This is a genomic window from Polaromonas sp. P1_G1, assembly GCF_056405595.1.
On record NZ_JBFUBU010000015.1, the window covers coordinates 1 to 14,294 of the forward strand.

16 protein-coding genes are annotated in these 14,294 nt (G+C 63.3%); 10 read left to right on the forward strand and 6 right to left on the reverse strand.

The features are described 5' to 3' along the window. Positions 1–324 precede the first annotated feature (324 nt). Both AC1D1Y_RS09565 and AC1D1Y_RS09570 read left to right on the forward strand, forming a co-directional pair. Entirely contained in the window at positions 325–972 is a 648-nt protein-coding gene (locus AC1D1Y_RS09565) for a DUF47 domain-containing protein (protein WP_477682127.1), read from the forward strand. A gap of 17 nt (positions 973–989) precedes the next feature. Beyond that, positions 990–2,027, forward strand: a complete 1,038-nt coding sequence (locus AC1D1Y_RS09570) for an inorganic phosphate transporter (protein ID WP_477682128.1) — start codon at positions 990–992, stop codon at positions 2,025–2,027. A gap of 131 nt (positions 2,028–2,158) precedes the next feature. Here the strand turns inward: AC1D1Y_RS09570 and AC1D1Y_RS09575 are convergent, their stop codons facing one another. Then, entirely contained in the window at positions 2,159–2,632 is a 474-nt protein-coding gene (locus AC1D1Y_RS09575; protein ID WP_477682129.1) for a hypothetical protein, read from the reverse strand. Positions 2,633–2,639: 7 nt separating this feature from the next. Further along, positions 2,640–3,176 (reverse strand): N-acetyltransferase family protein, encoded by a 537-nt coding sequence (locus AC1D1Y_RS09580; protein WP_477682130.1) that lies wholly within the window; start codon positions 3,174–3,176, stop codon positions 2,640–2,642. A gap of 198 nt (positions 3,177–3,374) precedes the next feature. Here AC1D1Y_RS09580 and rpsP point away from each other — a divergent pair, with 198 nt between their 5' ends. The 6 genes from rpsP (at position 3,375) to AC1D1Y_RS09610 (ending at position 7,623) form a co-directional block, all read left to right on the forward strand. Further along, positions 3,375–3,626, forward strand: a complete 252-nt coding sequence (gene rpsP, locus AC1D1Y_RS09585) for a 30S ribosomal protein S16 (RefSeq protein ID WP_436157853.1) — start codon at positions 3,375–3,377, stop codon at positions 3,624–3,626. A gap of 25 nt (positions 3,627–3,651) precedes the next feature. After that, positions 3,652–4,260 (forward strand): ribosome maturation factor RimM, encoded by a 609-nt coding sequence (gene rimM / locus AC1D1Y_RS09590; RefSeq protein WP_477682131.1) that lies wholly within the window; start codon positions 3,652–3,654, stop codon positions 4,258–4,260. Positions 4,261–4,344: 84 nt separating this feature from the next. Further along, positions 4,345–5,124 (forward strand): tRNA (guanosine(37)-N1)-methyltransferase TrmD, encoded by a 780-nt coding sequence (gene trmD / locus AC1D1Y_RS09595; RefSeq protein WP_477682132.1) that lies wholly within the window; start codon positions 4,345–4,347, stop codon positions 5,122–5,124. A gap of 143 nt (positions 5,125–5,267) precedes the next feature. Next, on the forward strand, positions 5,268–5,624 hold the full coding sequence (gene rplS, locus AC1D1Y_RS09600; protein ID WP_007865865.1) for a 50S ribosomal protein L19: 357 nt from the start codon (positions 5,268–5,270) through the stop codon (positions 5,622–5,624). Between the two features lie 126 nt (positions 5,625–5,750). Continuing rightward, positions 5,751–6,458 (forward strand): CoA pyrophosphatase, encoded by a 708-nt coding sequence (locus AC1D1Y_RS09605; RefSeq protein ID WP_477682133.1) that lies wholly within the window; start codon positions 5,751–5,753, stop codon positions 6,456–6,458. 136 nt (positions 6,459–6,594) lie between these two features. After that, positions 6,595–7,623, forward strand: coding sequence for a CobD/CbiB family protein (locus AC1D1Y_RS09610; RefSeq protein ID WP_477682134.1), 1,029 nt, complete (start codon positions 6,595–6,597; stop codon positions 7,621–7,623). Positions 7,624–7,648: 25 nt separating this feature from the next. Here the strand turns inward: AC1D1Y_RS09610 and rsgA are convergent, their stop codons facing one another. From rsgA to AC1D1Y_RS09625, 3 genes are read right to left on the reverse strand one after another with little or no spacing between them, the layout of a single operon-like run. After that, a complete protein-coding gene (gene rsgA, locus AC1D1Y_RS09615; RefSeq protein ID WP_477682135.1) occupies positions 7,649–8,632 on the reverse strand; it encodes a ribosome small subunit-dependent GTPase A in 984 nt (327 codons plus the stop codon). Further along, positions 8,629–8,949 carry a 4a-hydroxytetrahydrobiopterin dehydratase gene (locus AC1D1Y_RS09620; RefSeq protein ID WP_436157846.1) on the reverse strand — a complete coding sequence of 107 codons (321 nt, stop codon included), beginning with the start codon at positions 8,947–8,949 and terminating at the stop codon, positions 8,629–8,631. The genes rsgA and AC1D1Y_RS09620 overlap by 4 nt, the downstream gene beginning before the upstream one ends. Beyond that, positions 8,946–10,235 (reverse strand): M48 family metallopeptidase, encoded by a 1,290-nt coding sequence (locus AC1D1Y_RS09625; RefSeq protein WP_477682136.1) that lies wholly within the window; start codon positions 10,233–10,235, stop codon positions 8,946–8,948. The genes AC1D1Y_RS09620 and AC1D1Y_RS09625 overlap by 4 nt, the downstream gene beginning before the upstream one ends. Positions 10,236–10,270: 35 nt before the next feature. On the opposite strand from AC1D1Y_RS09625, the gene orn reads away from it, so the two are divergent. Further along, complete coding sequence (gene orn, locus AC1D1Y_RS09630; RefSeq protein WP_477682137.1) at positions 10,271–10,834, forward strand: oligoribonuclease; 564 nt, start codon at positions 10,271–10,273, stop codon at positions 10,832–10,834. Positions 10,835–11,208: 374 nt separating this feature from the next. After that, entirely contained in the window at positions 11,209–13,140 is a 1,932-nt protein-coding gene (locus AC1D1Y_RS09635) for a DEAD/DEAH box helicase (protein ID WP_477682138.1), read from the forward strand. A 162-nt stretch (positions 13,141–13,302) separates the two neighbouring features. On the opposite strand, the gene AC1D1Y_RS09640 is transcribed toward AC1D1Y_RS09635, so the two are convergent. Continuing rightward, positions 13,303–14,172 (reverse strand): fumarylacetoacetate hydrolase family protein, encoded by an 870-nt coding sequence (locus tag AC1D1Y_RS09640; protein ID WP_477682139.1) that lies wholly within the window; start codon positions 14,170–14,172, stop codon positions 13,303–13,305. Positions 14,173–14,294: the final 122 nt, after the last annotated feature.

A 14,294-nucleotide genomic window follows, 5' to 3' on the forward strand; every position in this document is an offset into this window, starting at 1 on the left:
TGGATGCGCCGAGGAGCGCAGGTTCAGGCGGATCAGGGATCGCGTTGTTTGAGCCGAAGGCGAGTTTAGCGAGACCCCGCCTGGACCGAGCACCGCAGGTTGCCCGTAGCGAAGCGTAGGGACGCAGCAACCAGGGTCGCCTTTTCTTTGGTGACTTTCTTTTGGCGAAGCAAAAGAAAGTTACTTGCCGCCGGGCAACCCCGGCCAGCAAGCCCAAGCAGAAAATCCACCGCCAGCCCCCAAACCGCCCCGAAATCCGAGGCGGTTAAACTCCCGGCAGTCACAAAAACGTCATACTTTTGACATATTTCCTGAGGAAACAACATGCTGTTTGGCAAATTGCTGCCGCGTGAAGGCATTTTTTTCGAGATGTTCAACCAGCATGCAGAACGCATCGTGGAGGCGGCCCACGCCTTTTCCAAGCTGGTCGCGAACTACAGCGACGTGGAAAAGCGCGAAGCCTTCAACCGTGAAGTCGACCATGCCGAGCGCGCCGCCGACCGCATCACGCATGAAGTCAACCGCGCGCTGCACAAGACTTTCATCACGCCCATCGACCGTGAGCAGATCCACAAGCTCATCAACACCATGGACGATGTCGCCGACCTGATCCAGGATTCGGCCGAAACCATGGCGCTGTATGACGTGCGCCACATGACAGAGGACATCGTGCGGCTGACCGACCTCAGCGTCAAATGCTGCGAACGCCTCCAGGACGCCGTGGCGCTGATCGAAAAAGTCAGCGACGCCGCGACGGCCGAAGCCGCGCTCAAGACCTGCGAGGAAATCGACAAGCTCGAGTCCGACGCCGACCGCGTGATGCGCTCGGCCATGAGCCGGCTGTTCCGCGAAGAGCCCGACGTGCGCGAAGTCATCAAGCTCAAGGCGGTGTACGAACTGCTCGAGACCATCACCGACAAGTGCGAGGACGTGGCCAACCTGATCGAGGGCATCGTCCTCGAGAACTCCTGAACCCGGGCGCCTGAATCATGCAAACCGTACAGGCCGCCCTGTGGGTGGTGTTCCTGCTGGTCTTCCTGGCCATCGCCTTCGACTTCATGAACGGCTTTCATGACGCGGCCAACTCGATTGCCACGGTGGTGTCGACGGGCGTGCTCAAGCCGGGGCAGGCGGTGCTGTTCGCCGCCTTCTTCAACTTCCTCGCGTATTTCATCTTCCACCTGAGCGTGGCGGCGACCATAGGCAAGGGCATCGTGATGCCCGGGGTGGTCGACACCCATGTGGTGTTCGGTGCGCTGACAGGGGCGATCACCTGGAACATCGTCACCTGGTTCTACGGCATTCCCAGCAGTTCCTCGCATGCCCTGATAGGCGGCATCGTGGGCGCGGTGATCGCCAAGGCCGGCGCCAGTGCGCTGATCGCATCGGGCGTGTTCAAGGTGGTGGCCTTTATTTTCGTGTCGCCCTTGCTGGGCTTTTTGCTGGGTTCGCTGATGATGGTGGCGGTAGCCTGGCTGTTCCGCCGCTCGACGCCGTCACGGGCCGACCGCTGGTTCCGCCGTCTTCAGCTGGTGTCCGCGGGCGCTTACAGCCTGGGCCATGGCGGCAACGACGCGCAGAAAACCGCCGGCATCATCTGGCTGCTGCTGATCGCCGCGACGACCAGCAACGTGCAGGGCCTGCCGGTCTGGATGATGGCGACCACCGAACACCTGCCCATCTGGGTGGTCATCGTCTGCTACATCGCCATCGGTTTCGGCACCATGTTCGGCGGCTGGCGCATCGTGAAAACCATGGGCCAGAAGATCACCAAGCTCAAGCCCGTGGGCGGCTTTTGCGCCGAAACCGGCGGCGCGCTGACGCTGTTCCTGGCAACGGCGCTGGGCATTCCCGTTTCCACCACACACACCATCACGGGCGCCATCGTCGGCGTGGGCTCCACGCAGCGCGCTTCGGCCGTGCGCTGGGGCGTGGCCGGCAACATCGTCTGGGCCTGGATTTTCACCATCCCCGCCTCGGCCTTCGTGGCGGCGATTGCTTACTGGGTCAGCCTTCAGGTGTTCTGATCACGAGCATCGAGCCAGGAGAGGGCTCTTAAACAAGCCGGGGCCGCGGAACTGGCTTTGCCAGGCCGCAGGCGTAGCGCCCCCTCGGGGGGGCAGCGCATTACACGCAGTGAAAAGCGTGGGGGCTCTACCTACTGGCTTATCTTCTTCGCTTCTTCAACCTGGTACTCGAAGTAGCGCTGGAAGCTGAAGACGATGCTGGACATCAGTGAAATCGTGCCGAACAGCAGCGCAAACACCACCGCACCTATGGTCAGCCAGTTGGTATTGCCGGCTTGGGTGGCCGGCGTGCCGGCGTTGTGCAGCGCATTCCATTTTTCCGTCGGCATCAGGCCGTAGTAGATCGCGGTCAGCGCCGTGCCGGCCAGGGTGAATCCCAGCAGGGGGATCAGCACCCAGGCCAGGTGGTCGTCCTGGCCGTATTGCCGCACGCGCTCCACGCCCCACCAGCCCAGCGCGGCGGCGATGGGATGCAGCCAGGCCCAGACGTCGCCCAGGCCGAACAGGTAAAGGCGGTGCACACCGAGCTGGCCGGTGATGAAGGCCAGCCAGGCGGCCAGGGTTTTGTTTTTGGGGGCTTTGGGAGAGGAGGAGGCGGTCTGCATGCGGCGATTATGCGGCGGGCTGCCCGGGCGGCGGCTGCGTGTCACCTGCGCCCAGGGTCTTTTCCATGATGACGATGTCACGCCAGGCGCCGAATTTCCAGCCGCAGGAGCGAACCGTGCCGACCTCAGTGAAGCCGAGCGAGCGGTGCACGCCCACCGAACCGGCGTTGGCCGAGTCGCCGATCACCGCCATGGCCTTGCGTATGCCCACGGCCTCAAACCGCGCCAGCAGTTCGGCCAGCAGGGCGCGGCCCAGGCCCTTGCGGTGTTGGTCGGGGGCCAGGTAAATGGAGTCTTCCACCGAGAAGCGGTAGGCCGGGCGCGGCTTGAACCAGTTGCCGTAGGCGAAGCCGGCGATCTTGCCGTCTTGCTCCGCGACCAGGTAGGGCAGGCCTTTGGACAGCACGTCGGCCCGGCGGGTAGCCATGTCGGCTTCGCCGGGCGGCTCGGTTTCAAAGGTTCCCGTGCCGTGCAGCACGTGGTGGCCGTAAATGGCGGTGATGGCGGGAATGTCTTCGTCGCGGCTGGGGCGTATGAGGGGCATGGAGGAGGGCGCGCAGGGCGGTTGGAAGCAGCGAAAGGCAGGGAAGAAGGGTAAATTTCCGGGAAAACCGTCCGGCAGGCTATAATCTCAGGCTTTGCAGCAATTCGCTGGCCGGGTGGCCATGTCGTGTGTCTCAAGCGCTGCAGAACATTGGGGTATCTACTTTACCGGTAAGCCCCACCACCCGAAGGATAAATCATGGTCGTCATTCGACTTGCACGCGGCGGTTCCAAGCACCGTCCTTTTTTCAACATTGTTGTGGCTGACAAGCGCGTCCGCCGCGACGGCCGTTTCATCGAGCGCATCGGTTTTTACAACCCGATCGCGAAAGGTGGCGAAGAGAGCCTGCGCATTGCGCAAGACCGTCTGACCCACTGGATCGGTGTCGGCGCACAGCCGTCCCCGACCGTGGAACGCCTGGTCAAGCAAGGCGCCGCCAAGGCCGCCTGATCTCCAGAAACTTATTCAAGTTTCGATGCAGCCCGGCCTCTCGCCGTCCGCGGGCTTGACACCCTCAAGCTTGCCGGGCGACGCCATTGAAGTCGGGCGCATCCTGGATGCCTGGGGCGTCAAGGGCTGGGTGAAAATCCTGCCGCACAGCACCGATCCAGAAGCGCTTTTCGCGGCTAAATCCTGGTTTTTGCAGGCGCCAGACGCCAAATTCCGCCCGGGTTTCACCCTGTTTTCCGGCACCGTCACGCTCAGCGTGGACGAGGCCAAAGTCCATTCCGATTCCGTCGTCGCCAAGTTCACCGGCCTGGACGACCGCAATGCCGCCGAGGCCTTGCGCGGCGTGCGTATCTTTTTGCCGCGCAGCAGCTTTCCCGCCGCCTCCAAGGACGAGTACTACTGGGTCGACCTGATCGGCCTGAAGGTGGTCAACCGCGAAGGTGTTGACCTGGGGCTGGTGCGCGACCTGATGGCCACCGGCCCGCATTCCGTGCTCTGCGTGGAATACACCGCCCAGCAGGAAGACGGCAGCAGCGCCACCGCCGAACGCATGATTCCGTTTGTTTCGGTCTATGTCGACGCCGTCGATATCGCCGGCAAATGCATCACCGTGGACTSGCAGCCCGACTACTGAGGCCTGCCGCTTTCCGGGGTCTCTTTCGGGGCCTTTCCAGTCCCATTTCCCCTCGGCGCCCGGCTCGCGCAAAATAGCCTTTCCATGCGCTTTGACGTCATCACCCTGTTTCCCGAACTCTTCGCGCCTTTCCTGGCCAGCGGCGTCACCCGCCGTGCCTATGAATCAGGCCTGGTCGAGGTCAAGCTCTGGAACCCCCGCGAATATGCCGACGGCAATTACCGCCGGGTGGACGACCGGCCATTTGGCGGCGGCCCCGGCATGGTGATGATGGCCGAGCCGCTCGCGCTGTGCCTGCAAGCCATCCACGCCGACCGCGCCGCCGGCGGTGCGCCCAAGGTGCCCACGGTATTGTTTTCGCCCATAGGCAAGGTGCTCGACCATGCCGGTGTTGAAAGCTGGTCGGCCAGCGCCGGTGCGGTGCTGGTTTGCGGCCGTTACGAGGGGCTGGACCAGCGCTTCATCCAGGCCCACATCGACCTGCAGGTCAGCCTGGGCGACTTTGTGTTGTCGGGCGGCGAGATCGCCGCCATGGCCTTGCTGGACGCGGTGGCCCGGTTGCAGCCCGGCGTGCTCAACGATGAGGGTAGCCACCAATTCGACAGTTTCAACCCGGCGCTCGACGGCCTGCTGGATTGCCCGCACTACACGCGGCCCGAAAGCTGGCGCGGCCAGCCGGTGCCGGCCACGCTGATGTCCGGAAACCATGCCCACATCGAGCGCTGGCGGCGTGAGCGGCGGCTGGCTTTGACGCAGCACGAACGCCCCGAATTGGTGCAAAAAGCGCGAGAACGTGGCCATTTGAGCGAAAGCGACGAGGCTTTTCTGGCCGATCTGGTCGAAAACCCGGACAAGGACGCTTGAGCAAAGCCCTGGCTTGCTATAATCAAAGGCTTTTCGATCCTCTGGCGGCCACTGCAACCATCTGAACCATCTCCGGATGAATCCATGGATTTGCGGTCTTTAGCGTAGCGCGTGCATGAACGAAAAAGTTAGATGGAAAAATCATGAATCTGATCCAGACCCTCGAGCAGGAAGAAATCTCCCGCCTCAACAAAACCATTCCCGCTTACGCACCTGGCGACACCGTCATTGTCAGCGTGAACGTGGTTGAAGGCACCCGCAAGCGTGTGCAGGCTTTTGAAGGCGTGGTGATTGCCAAGCGCAATCGCGGCCTCAATTCCAGCTTCATCGTCCGCAAGATCTCCAATGGCGAAGGCGTCGAACGCACCTTCCAGGTGTACAGCCCGCTGATCGCCAAGATTGAAGTCAAGCGCCGCGGTGATGTGCGTCGCGCCAAGCTGTACTACCTGCGCAGCCGCAGCGGCAAATCCGCACGTATCAAGGAAAAGCTGGGCGCCTGATCTGCCGGTCCGGCATGGCCGGATGCAGGGCGGCCCCAACAGCCCCTTTAAAAAAGCCGCTCACCGAGCGGCTTTTTTTATGCCCGCGGCCTCACGCCACAACTCATCGCCTACTTCCACGCGCCCATGAATTCCTCCAAGCCGCTGCCCAAGTTTGATCCCCGCAGCATCCCGGTGCTGGGCATTGACGACCATCTGGCCGGCGTGCCGCTGGAGCGGCTGTCGGCGCAGGCCCTGCGCGAGCGCTTCCGGCATCCGCCGGTCTGGACACCCGAACACAGCGTCGAGAAAAAATTCACCGACCGCACGCCGGCGCTGGCGGCCGTGCTGGTGCCGCTGGTCATGCGCGACGAGTTGACCCTGCTGCTGACCGAGCGCACCACCAATCTCTCCACGCATTCCGGCCAAGTGGCCTTGCCGGGCGGCCGCACGGACGACACCGACCGCGACGCGGTGGACACCGCCTTGCGCGAAGCCCACGAGGAAATCGGCCTGCCGCGCGAGCACGTAGAGGTGCTGGGAACCTTGCCCACTTACGTCACCGGCACGGCCTTCATCATCACGCCGGTGGTGGCGCTGGTGAAACCCGGCTTCGCGCTGCAGCCCAATCCGGGTGAAGTGGCCGATGTGTTCGAGGTGCCGTTAGGCTACCTGATGAACCCCGCCCACCACCGCCGCCACGAGGTCGAATTCGACGGCGTCATCCGGCAATGGCTGTCCATGCCGTACTCCGATCCCGCGGTCGAGAGCGACAGCAGCGAAGCCCGCGAGCGCTATATCTGGGGCGCGACGGCCGGCATGCTGCGCAATCTCTATCGTTTTCTGATTGCTTGAGCGTTGCTGAGGGCGGGTTTTAGGCCAGCAGGGGCCGCGGGACCGGCTTCGCCGGACCGCAGGCGCAGCGGCCCCCTCGGGGGGGGGCAGCGACCCACACGCAGTGGGGGAGCGTGGGGGCCGCTATGATTCGAGCATGAGCTTTTTTGCCGTTTTGTTTGCACTCATCATCGAACAGGCCCGGCCACTGGCCCGCGGCAACTGGATTCATGCAGGCTTTCGCGGCTGGGCGCGCTGGACTAACCGCAGCCTTGACGCCGGCAAACCCCACCACGGCTGGATCGCCTGGACGGTCGCCGTCATGGTGCCGGCGCTGGTCACCATGCTGATCCACTGGCTGCTCTGGAATATCAACATCGTGCTGGCTTTTGCCTGGAGCGTGGCGATCCTGTACGTCACGCTGGGCTTTCGGCAGTTCAGCCACTACTTCACCGACATCCGCGACGCACTGGACGACGGCGATGAGGCCACTGCGCGCGAACTGTTGGCCCAATGGCGACAGGTGGACGCCAGCGAGCTGCCGCGCAGCGAAATCGTCCGCCACGTCATCGAGTATTCGGTGCTGGCCGCGCATCGCCATGTGTTCGGCGTACTGGGCTGGTTTTCGGTGCTGGCCGCGCTGGGACTGGGACCGGCGGGCGCGGTGCTGTATCGCATGAGCGAATTCGTCTCGCGCTACTGGGCCTACAAACGCAAAACCGCCGCCGCGGCGGGCGAGGGCGCCAGCATGGCGCTGCAGCTGGCCGCCAGCCGTGCCTGGGGCGTGATCGACTATGTGCCGGCGCGTGTGACCTCGCTGGGGTTCGCGGTCGTCGGCAGTTTTGAGGATGCGATCGACGCCTGGCGCACCTATACGCAGCGATTTCCGGCGAATGCGCCTTCGGCTTCCGAAAACCGCAACGACGGCATCATCCTGGCCGCCACCTCCGGCGCCGTCAACGTGCGCCTGGGCGGCGAGGCGCTCAAGACAACCTTCTCACCGGACAGCTCCCAAGGCTTCCAGGCCGGCGGGCTTGATGCGGAAGACGGCATCGCCACCGAGGCCACACCGGGCCGGGAGCCCGAAGTCGCGCACCTGCGCAGCATCGTGGGGCTGGTGTGGCGCTCCGTGGTGCTCTGGATGGTGCTGCTGGCCCTGCTGACCCTGGCCCGACTGCTCGGTTGAGCGGCGCGCCGCCCAAACACTTGCTTCAATAACGGCTCTGCGAGAGCTCCGCGAACAGTTCGCTGTACAGCCGGTAGCGGTTGGCGCTGATGCTGCTGGGGTGGTCGGTCGCATTGACCTCGGCAATCACACCGCAGCCCGGTTCATGCAGGTGCGTGCAGTTGTAGAACTTGCAGTCCTGGGCGTGGATTTTCAGGTCCGGCATGTAGCCGGCCAGTCGCATGGGCTCGATGTGGTGCAGGCCGAATTCCTGGAAGCCAGGCGAATCGATCAGCGCCGTGGCCCGCGTGTTTCCGTCGCCGGTGTCCACCCAGTACAGCGTGGTGCTGGTGGTGGTGTGCTTGCCTGAGTTGAGGGCCTGCGAGATTTCGGCCGTCAGCACGCGCGCCTCGGGCACCAGCAGGTTGGTCAGGCTGCTTTTGCCGGCGCCCGAGGGGCCCAGCACCAGGGTTTTTTTGCCGCGCAGCAGTTCGACCAGTTCCTGCAGTTCCGCCGCCTGGGTGTTCGCCGGCCTGGAGCCTTCGGCTTTGGGCTTGATCGCGAGCGAGAGCATGCGGTAGCCCATGGTCCGGTAGGGGGCCAGCTTGGCCCAGGCGCGGGTAAAGGGCTCACCCAGGTCGCTTTTGTTCAGCGCGATGACGGGCGTGATGCCTTCGGCTTCGGCGGCGATCAGGGCGCGGGTCAGCTGGCTTTCCGAGAATTCGGGCTCGGCGGCGATCAGGATCAGCACCTGGTCCAGGTTAGCCGCGAAGGACTTGGTACGCATCTCGTCCTGCCGGTAAAACAGGTTGCTGCGTTCCTCGATTTTTTCGATCGTGCCCTCGTCTTCCGAAGGCAGCCAGCGGATGCGGTCACCGACCACGGCCTGGCTTTTTTTGCCGCGCGGGTGGCAGATCAAGCGCTCGCCGGCCTCGGTTTCCACCAGCACGTGGCGGCCGAAGCCGGCCACCACCAGCCCCGGCTGCGTCCCCGCCATGGGGGCCGCGGCAGGGCGTTGCGGTTTGCTCAAGCCAGCAGGGCGTCTACCTTCGACGCGCAGAAGAAGTCGCTGACGGAAACGCCGTCCACATCGTGCGTATTGAAGCGCACCGTGCATTTGCCATAACTCACCGCGAGGTCGGGATGGTGGTCCTCGGCATTGGCGATGAAGGCCAGCGCGTTCACGAAGGCGATGGTCTCGTAGTAGTTTTTAAAGCTGTAGGTTTTTTCCAGGGAGCCGTCGATCAGGCGCCAGCCCAGGGCTTGCTCGCCGTTGAGTTTGCTCAGTTGCGTGACGATTTCGGTGGCGCTCAGGGCCCGGCGGTTCTGGTGGATGGGGTTGCTCATGTCGCGGCGCTTTCAAGGGAAGGGGTCATGCGGCCCAGCCGTTCGGAGGCCGGGGGGTGCGAGTAGTAAAACTTCACGAACACCGGGTCGGGCGTCAGTGTGCTGGCGTTGTCCTGGTAGAGCTTGAGCAGCGCGCTCTGCAAGTCCCTGCCGTCGGTCTGGGCGACGGCATAGGCGTCGGCCTCGAACTCATGCTTGCGCGAGAACTGGGCGAACACCGGCGAGATAAAAAAGCTGAAGAGCGGCACCACTAGCAGGAACAGCAGCAAGGCCAGCGCGTCGTTGGCGCCGTTCAGGTTGGGGCGCACGCCCAGGCCGGTGTAAAACCACACCTGCGACGACAGCCAGCCCAGCAGCGCGAAGCCGGCCAGGCTCATGGCGAACATCGAGGCGATGCGCTTGATGATGTGTTTGTGCTTGAAGTGGCCAAGCTCATGGGCCAACACGGCATCGACCTCGCCCGGGTTCAACTGCTTGAGCAGGGTGTCGTAAAACACCACGCGTTTGGCCGCGCCGAAACCGGTGAAATAGGCATTGGCATGAGCGGATCGCTTGCTGCCGTCCATCACGAACAGTCCCTTGGCCGCGAAGCCGCAGCGCTGCATCAGGGCCGTCACGCGCGCCTTCAAGGCTTCGTCCTCGAGCGGCTTGAACTTGTTGAACATGGGCGCGATGACGGTGGGATAGAGCACCAGCACCAGCAGGTTGAAGCCCATCCAGGCGCTCCAGGCCCAGAGCCACCAGAGGCGGCCCGCGCTGCCCATCAGCCACAGGATCAGCGCCACGATGGGCAGGCCTATGACCAGGCCCACCAGCGTGGATTTCACGAGGTCGGCCAGCCAGAGCTTGAAGCTCATTTTGTTGAAGCCGAAACGTTCTTCAATGCGGAAGGTGCTGTACAGCGTGAAGGGCAGGTCCAGCACGCCGCTGATGAGGCCGAAAGCGCCCAGCAAGGCCAGTTGGGGAAGCAGGGTGCCATAAGCGCCCAGGCTGGAGCCGGCCAGCGCCTGGTTCAGCGCGTCTATACCGCCCAACAGGGTCCAGCCCAGCAGTACGGCGGCGCCAAACGCCATCTCCAGCATGCCGAAGCGCGCCTTGGCGATGGTGTAGTCGGCCGCCTTCTGGTGCGCTTCGAGCGAGATGGTGCCGGCAAAGGCCACGGGCACGGCGCCGCGATGGCGCGCCACATGGCGGATCTGCCGCGAAGCCAGGTAGAACTTGACCAGCAGGCCCAGCACCAGCACGGCCGAGAACACCCCGGTGAAAACAAGCGAATAGTCGGTCATAGCGGGCAGTTTAGGCGATCAGCGAGAATCGGAGCATGCCCGAAATTGAAACCACACTCAAAAAATCAGACCAGAACCTCGTCTGGCTGGACTGCGAAATGACCGGGCTGGACCCGGAAAAAGAACGCATTATTGAAATCGCCGTGATCGTCACCGGCCCGCAGCTCACGCCGCGTATCGAAGGCCCTGTGCTGGCGGTCCACCAGACCGACGAGTTGCTGGACCAGATGGACAGCTGGAACAAGGGCACCCACGGGCGCAGCGGCCTGATCGACAAAGTCAAGGCCAGCACCGTGAGCGAGGCGGATGCCGAGGCACAGATCCTGGCCTTTCTGGCGCAATACGTGCCCAAGGGCGTCTCGCCCCTGTGCGGCAACACCATCAGCCAGGACAGGCGCTTCCTGGTCAAGTACATGCCCAAGCTGGAGGCCTTTCTGCATTACCGCAACGTTGACGTCAGCACCTTCAAGGAATTGGCCAAACGCTGGCGGCCCGAGGTCTACAGCGCTTTCAAGAAACGCCAAAGCCACACGGCGCTGGCCGACGTGCACGAATCCATCGACGAGCTGACGCATTACCGGGAACACTTCCTGAAGTGATTTTCGGTCATTCCCCGATTTGGCGAGGCTGGGCATGCGCTGGATGCTCCTGAAATGAGAGCGATTGGCGGTGGTGATAGCCGTTAACCAACAAGGGACTGGTAGAAACCCGTAAAGCACGCTATAATCGTGGGCTTGCAGTTGCACTGGGTGCGCTGCATTTGTACATCTACCTCACACTTTTGGACTCCACAACGGAGTCACCGCTTCGGGTACAGCACCAACATCCTTGTTGATCGCTCGCTACCCAAGCTGCATATTCGTTTGATGGTTGATGTTTTATTAACCATGAACGAATCCTTCCGCATCGCGGGAGGTGAAGTTTCCTGTTCCCTCGCCAAAAGCGCTGCGGACAGGTGATTAGTGAGAAACACATGACTGACTCTTTTGAGGCACGTGGCGACTTTTTGCCCGAAGCCATTGCCAACGACAACAACGACACCGCTTTCAACGCCGTTCCGGATTTTTCCGACGCACCCGAAGCAACCCCGACGTCGCTCGACGCCATCGTGGCGGAACCCAACGGTTTTGTAGCACTTGGCTTGGCCAAGGAACTGCTGCAAGCCGTCGCCGACATGGGTTTCACCAAGCCCACCGCCGTGCAGATGGCCACCATCCCCAAGGCCATGCAGGCCCTGGATGCTGACCCCAAAGCCACCAAATTCACCGACTTGCTGGTCTCCAGCCAGACCGGTAGCGGCAAGACTGCCGCTTTCCTGTTGCCCGTGCTGCACACCCTGCTCAAGCAGCAGGAAGACGCCGAACGCTTTGAGCGCTCCGAGTTTGAGCGCCTGAGCGCAGAGGCCGTCGCCCGCGGCGAAGCCCCCCTGAAAAAGCCCAAGCGCAAAGACCCGACCAGCCCCCGCAACTTCAAGGCCGCCACGCCCGGCGCGCTGATTTTGTGCCCCACGCGCGAACTGGCCCAGCAGGTCTGCGCCGACGCGATCGACCTGGTTCGCCATTGCCGCGGCCTGCGCGTTGCCAACGTTGTTGGCGGCATTCCTTACCAACTGCAAATCGCCAAGCTGCAGAACGCCAACCTCGTGGTCGCCACGCCCGGCCGCCTGCTCGACCTGCAGCGCAGCATGCAGATCAAGCTGGACCAGGTGCAGTTCCTCGTCGTCGACGAAGCCGACCGCATGCTGGACCTCGGCTTTGCCGACGACCTGACCGAAGTCAACCAGCTCACGATCGAGCGCAAGCAGACCATGATGTTCAGCGCCACCTTCGCGCCCCGCATCATGCAACTGGCCACCCGCGTCATGCGCACGCCGCAGCGCGTCGAAATCGACTCGCCGCACGAAAAGCATGCGTCCATCACGCAATCTTTGCTGTGGGCCGACAACATGACCCACAAGCGCAAGCTGCTGGATCACCTGCTGCGCGACACCACCATCAACCAGGCCATCGTGTTTGCGAGCACCCAGGTTGAATGCGACGGCCTGGCCAACGACCTGGTGCAAGAAGGTTTCAGCGCCGTGGCGCTGCACGGCGCGCTGGGGCAAGGCCTGCGCAACCGCCGCCTGATGGCTTTCCGTGACGGCCGCGTGCAGATCCTGGTGGCGACCGACGTGGCCGCCCGCGGCCTCGACGTGCCCACCATCACCCACGTGATCAACTACGGCCTGCCCATGAAAGCCGAAGATTATGTGCACCGCATCGGCCGCACGGGCCGTGCCGGCCGCGAAGGCGTGGCTGTGACGATCGCCGAGTTCCGTGATCGCCGCAAGATCCAGGACATCGAGCACTACATGCAGCAGAACCTCAAGCCCAGCGTGATCGCCGGCCTGGAGCCGCAGCAGCGCTTCGCCCCCACCTCCGATCGCCCACGCGGCAACTTCGGCGGTGACCGCGGCGGCCGCAGCTTCGGCGGCGGTGACCGTGGCGGCTATGCCGGCCGCAAGCCGGCAGGTGGTTTTGGCAATGGCGGCTTTGCCGGCTTTGGCAACAACCGTGATGACCGTGGTGGCGATCGCGGCGGTGATCGCGGCGCTTTCCAGGGCCGTCCTCCCGCACCGCAAGGCGGCAACAACTATGCAGACCGTTCGGGCTTCAATGACCGCGGCCCGCGCCGGCAGGATGACCGCGGCTTCGGCGGCGGCAACAACAACGGCGGTTTCGCCCAGCGCGATGACCGCAATTTTGCTCCCCGCAACGAAGGCTTTGCTTCCCGCAATGAAGGTTTCGCACCGCGCCCCGACTTCGCCAACCGCAAGCCTGGTTTTGCCAAGCCTGCCGGCAAGGTGTTTGTGCCCCGCGATGCGGCAAAGAAACCCGGCAAATTCTCCAAGCCCTTTCGCGATTGATGCTTAGATAAGCATCGCGCCGTAACGGCAAAGCAAAAAAGCCGCTGCAGACATTGTCTGCAGCGGCTTTTTTTATGGGCGGCAATGGCCTGCGTCGTGACTTGGGCTTGTTCGACCTTGATGCCTGTCTCTTTCACGACCAACGCGCGCTCAAAACCTCATTCACACAAAACGGTTTTCAATCGCGCCAATGCCGTCGACCTCGACGCGCACCACGTCGCCCGCCTTGAGGTAGCGCGGCGGTGTCATGCCCATGCCCACGCCGGCAGGCGTGCCGGTGGCGATCACGTCGCCGGGGTAAAGGGTGATGCCGCGCGAGCAGGTTTCGATCAGCGTCGGAATGTCGAAGATCAGGTCCGTGGTTTGGCCGTCCTGGCGCAGCTCGCCGTTGACCCAGCCGCGCACGCGGGTGCGGGTGCCGTCGAGCTCGTCGGCCGTGACGATCCACGGGCCCATGGGGCAAAAGGTGTCGAAGGACTTGCCGAGGTCCCATTGCTGGTGGCGCATCTGCACGTCGCGCGCGGTCACGTCGTTGACGATGGTGTAGCCGAACACATGCCCCATGGCCTCCGCGCGCGCGATGTTGCGGCCGCCCTTGCCGATGACAACGGCGAGTTCCGATTCATAGTCGATCTGCTCCGATACGCCGATTGGCAGCACCACGTCGTCATGCGGCCCGACCACGCATTCCGGCACCTTGGTGAAGACGATGGGCCAGGACTCTGGGTTGGCATTGTTGTCTTTGAAAACCGAGGCCGACAGTTCCTTGGCATGGGCGTGGTAGTTGCGGCCCACGCAAAAGATATTGCGGCGCGGCAGCGGCAGAGGTGCTTCCAGCCTGACAGTGCTGATGGCCATAGGGCTGCTGCCTTGCAAGGCGGCTTGCGCGAGGTCACCGCCGGCCACTATCAGGGGCAATGCGCCGGTGCGTGCCTGCTCGGGCGTCAGCTCAAACGGCGTGACGCTCTGGCCGTCACTCGAAACGAGGCCGACGTGCCGCCGGCCCTGGTACTGGAAAGTCGCGATGCGCAAATTTTGTCTCCTGTTGTGGGCCGTGCCGGCCCCTGGGTGGGGCCTGTTATCGACCTTTTCATCCTGGCCATCGTAGAACCAAGTAATACCAATACGCAACCAGGAGGCACAAGTCCGGCGAA

Bases quoted from the DNA above. Each gene is read 5' to 3' on its own strand.
- AC1D1Y_RS09565 (WP_477682127.1), top strand. From the start codon at position 325: ATGCTGTTTGGCAAATTGCTGCCGCGTGAAGGCATTTTTTTCGAGATG.
- AC1D1Y_RS09570 (WP_477682128.1), top strand. From the start codon at position 990: ATGCAAACCGTACAGGCCGCCCTGTGGGTGGTGTTCCTGCTGGTCTTC.
- AC1D1Y_RS09575 (WP_477682129.1), bottom strand. From the start codon at position 2,632: ATGCAGACCGCCTCCTCCTCTCCCAAAGCCCCCAAAAACAAAACCCTG.
- AC1D1Y_RS09580 (WP_477682130.1), bottom strand. From the start codon at position 3,176: ATGCCCCTCATACGCCCCAGCCGCGACGAAGACATTCCCGCCATCACC.
- rpsP (WP_436157853.1), top strand. From the start codon at position 3,375: ATGGTCGTCATTCGACTTGCACGCGGCGGTTCCAAGCACCGTCCTTTT.
- trmD (WP_477682132.1), top strand. From the start codon at position 4,345: ATGCGCTTTGACGTCATCACCCTGTTTCCCGAACTCTTCGCGCCTTTC.
- rplS (WP_007865865.1), top strand. From the start codon at position 5,268: ATGAATCTGATCCAGACCCTCGAGCAGGAAGAAATCTCCCGCCTCAAC.
- AC1D1Y_RS09605 (WP_477682133.1), top strand. From the start codon at position 5,751: ATGAATTCCTCCAAGCCGCTGCCCAAGTTTGATCCCCGCAGCATCCCG.
- AC1D1Y_RS09610 (WP_477682134.1), top strand. From the start codon at position 6,595: ATGAGCTTTTTTGCCGTTTTGTTTGCACTCATCATCGAACAGGCCCGG.
- AC1D1Y_RS09620 (WP_436157846.1), bottom strand. From the start codon at position 8,949: ATGAGCAACCCCATCCACCAGAACCGCCGGGCCCTGAGCGCCACCGAA.
- AC1D1Y_RS09625 (WP_477682136.1), bottom strand. From the start codon at position 10,235: ATGACCGACTATTCGCTTGTTTTCACCGGGGTGTTCTCGGCCGTGCTG.
- orn (WP_477682137.1), top strand. From the start codon at position 10,271: ATGCCCGAAATTGAAACCACACTCAAAAAATCAGACCAGAACCTCGTC.
- AC1D1Y_RS09635 (WP_477682138.1), top strand. From the start codon at position 11,209: ATGACTGACTCTTTTGAGGCACGTGGCGACTTTTTGCCCGAAGCCATT.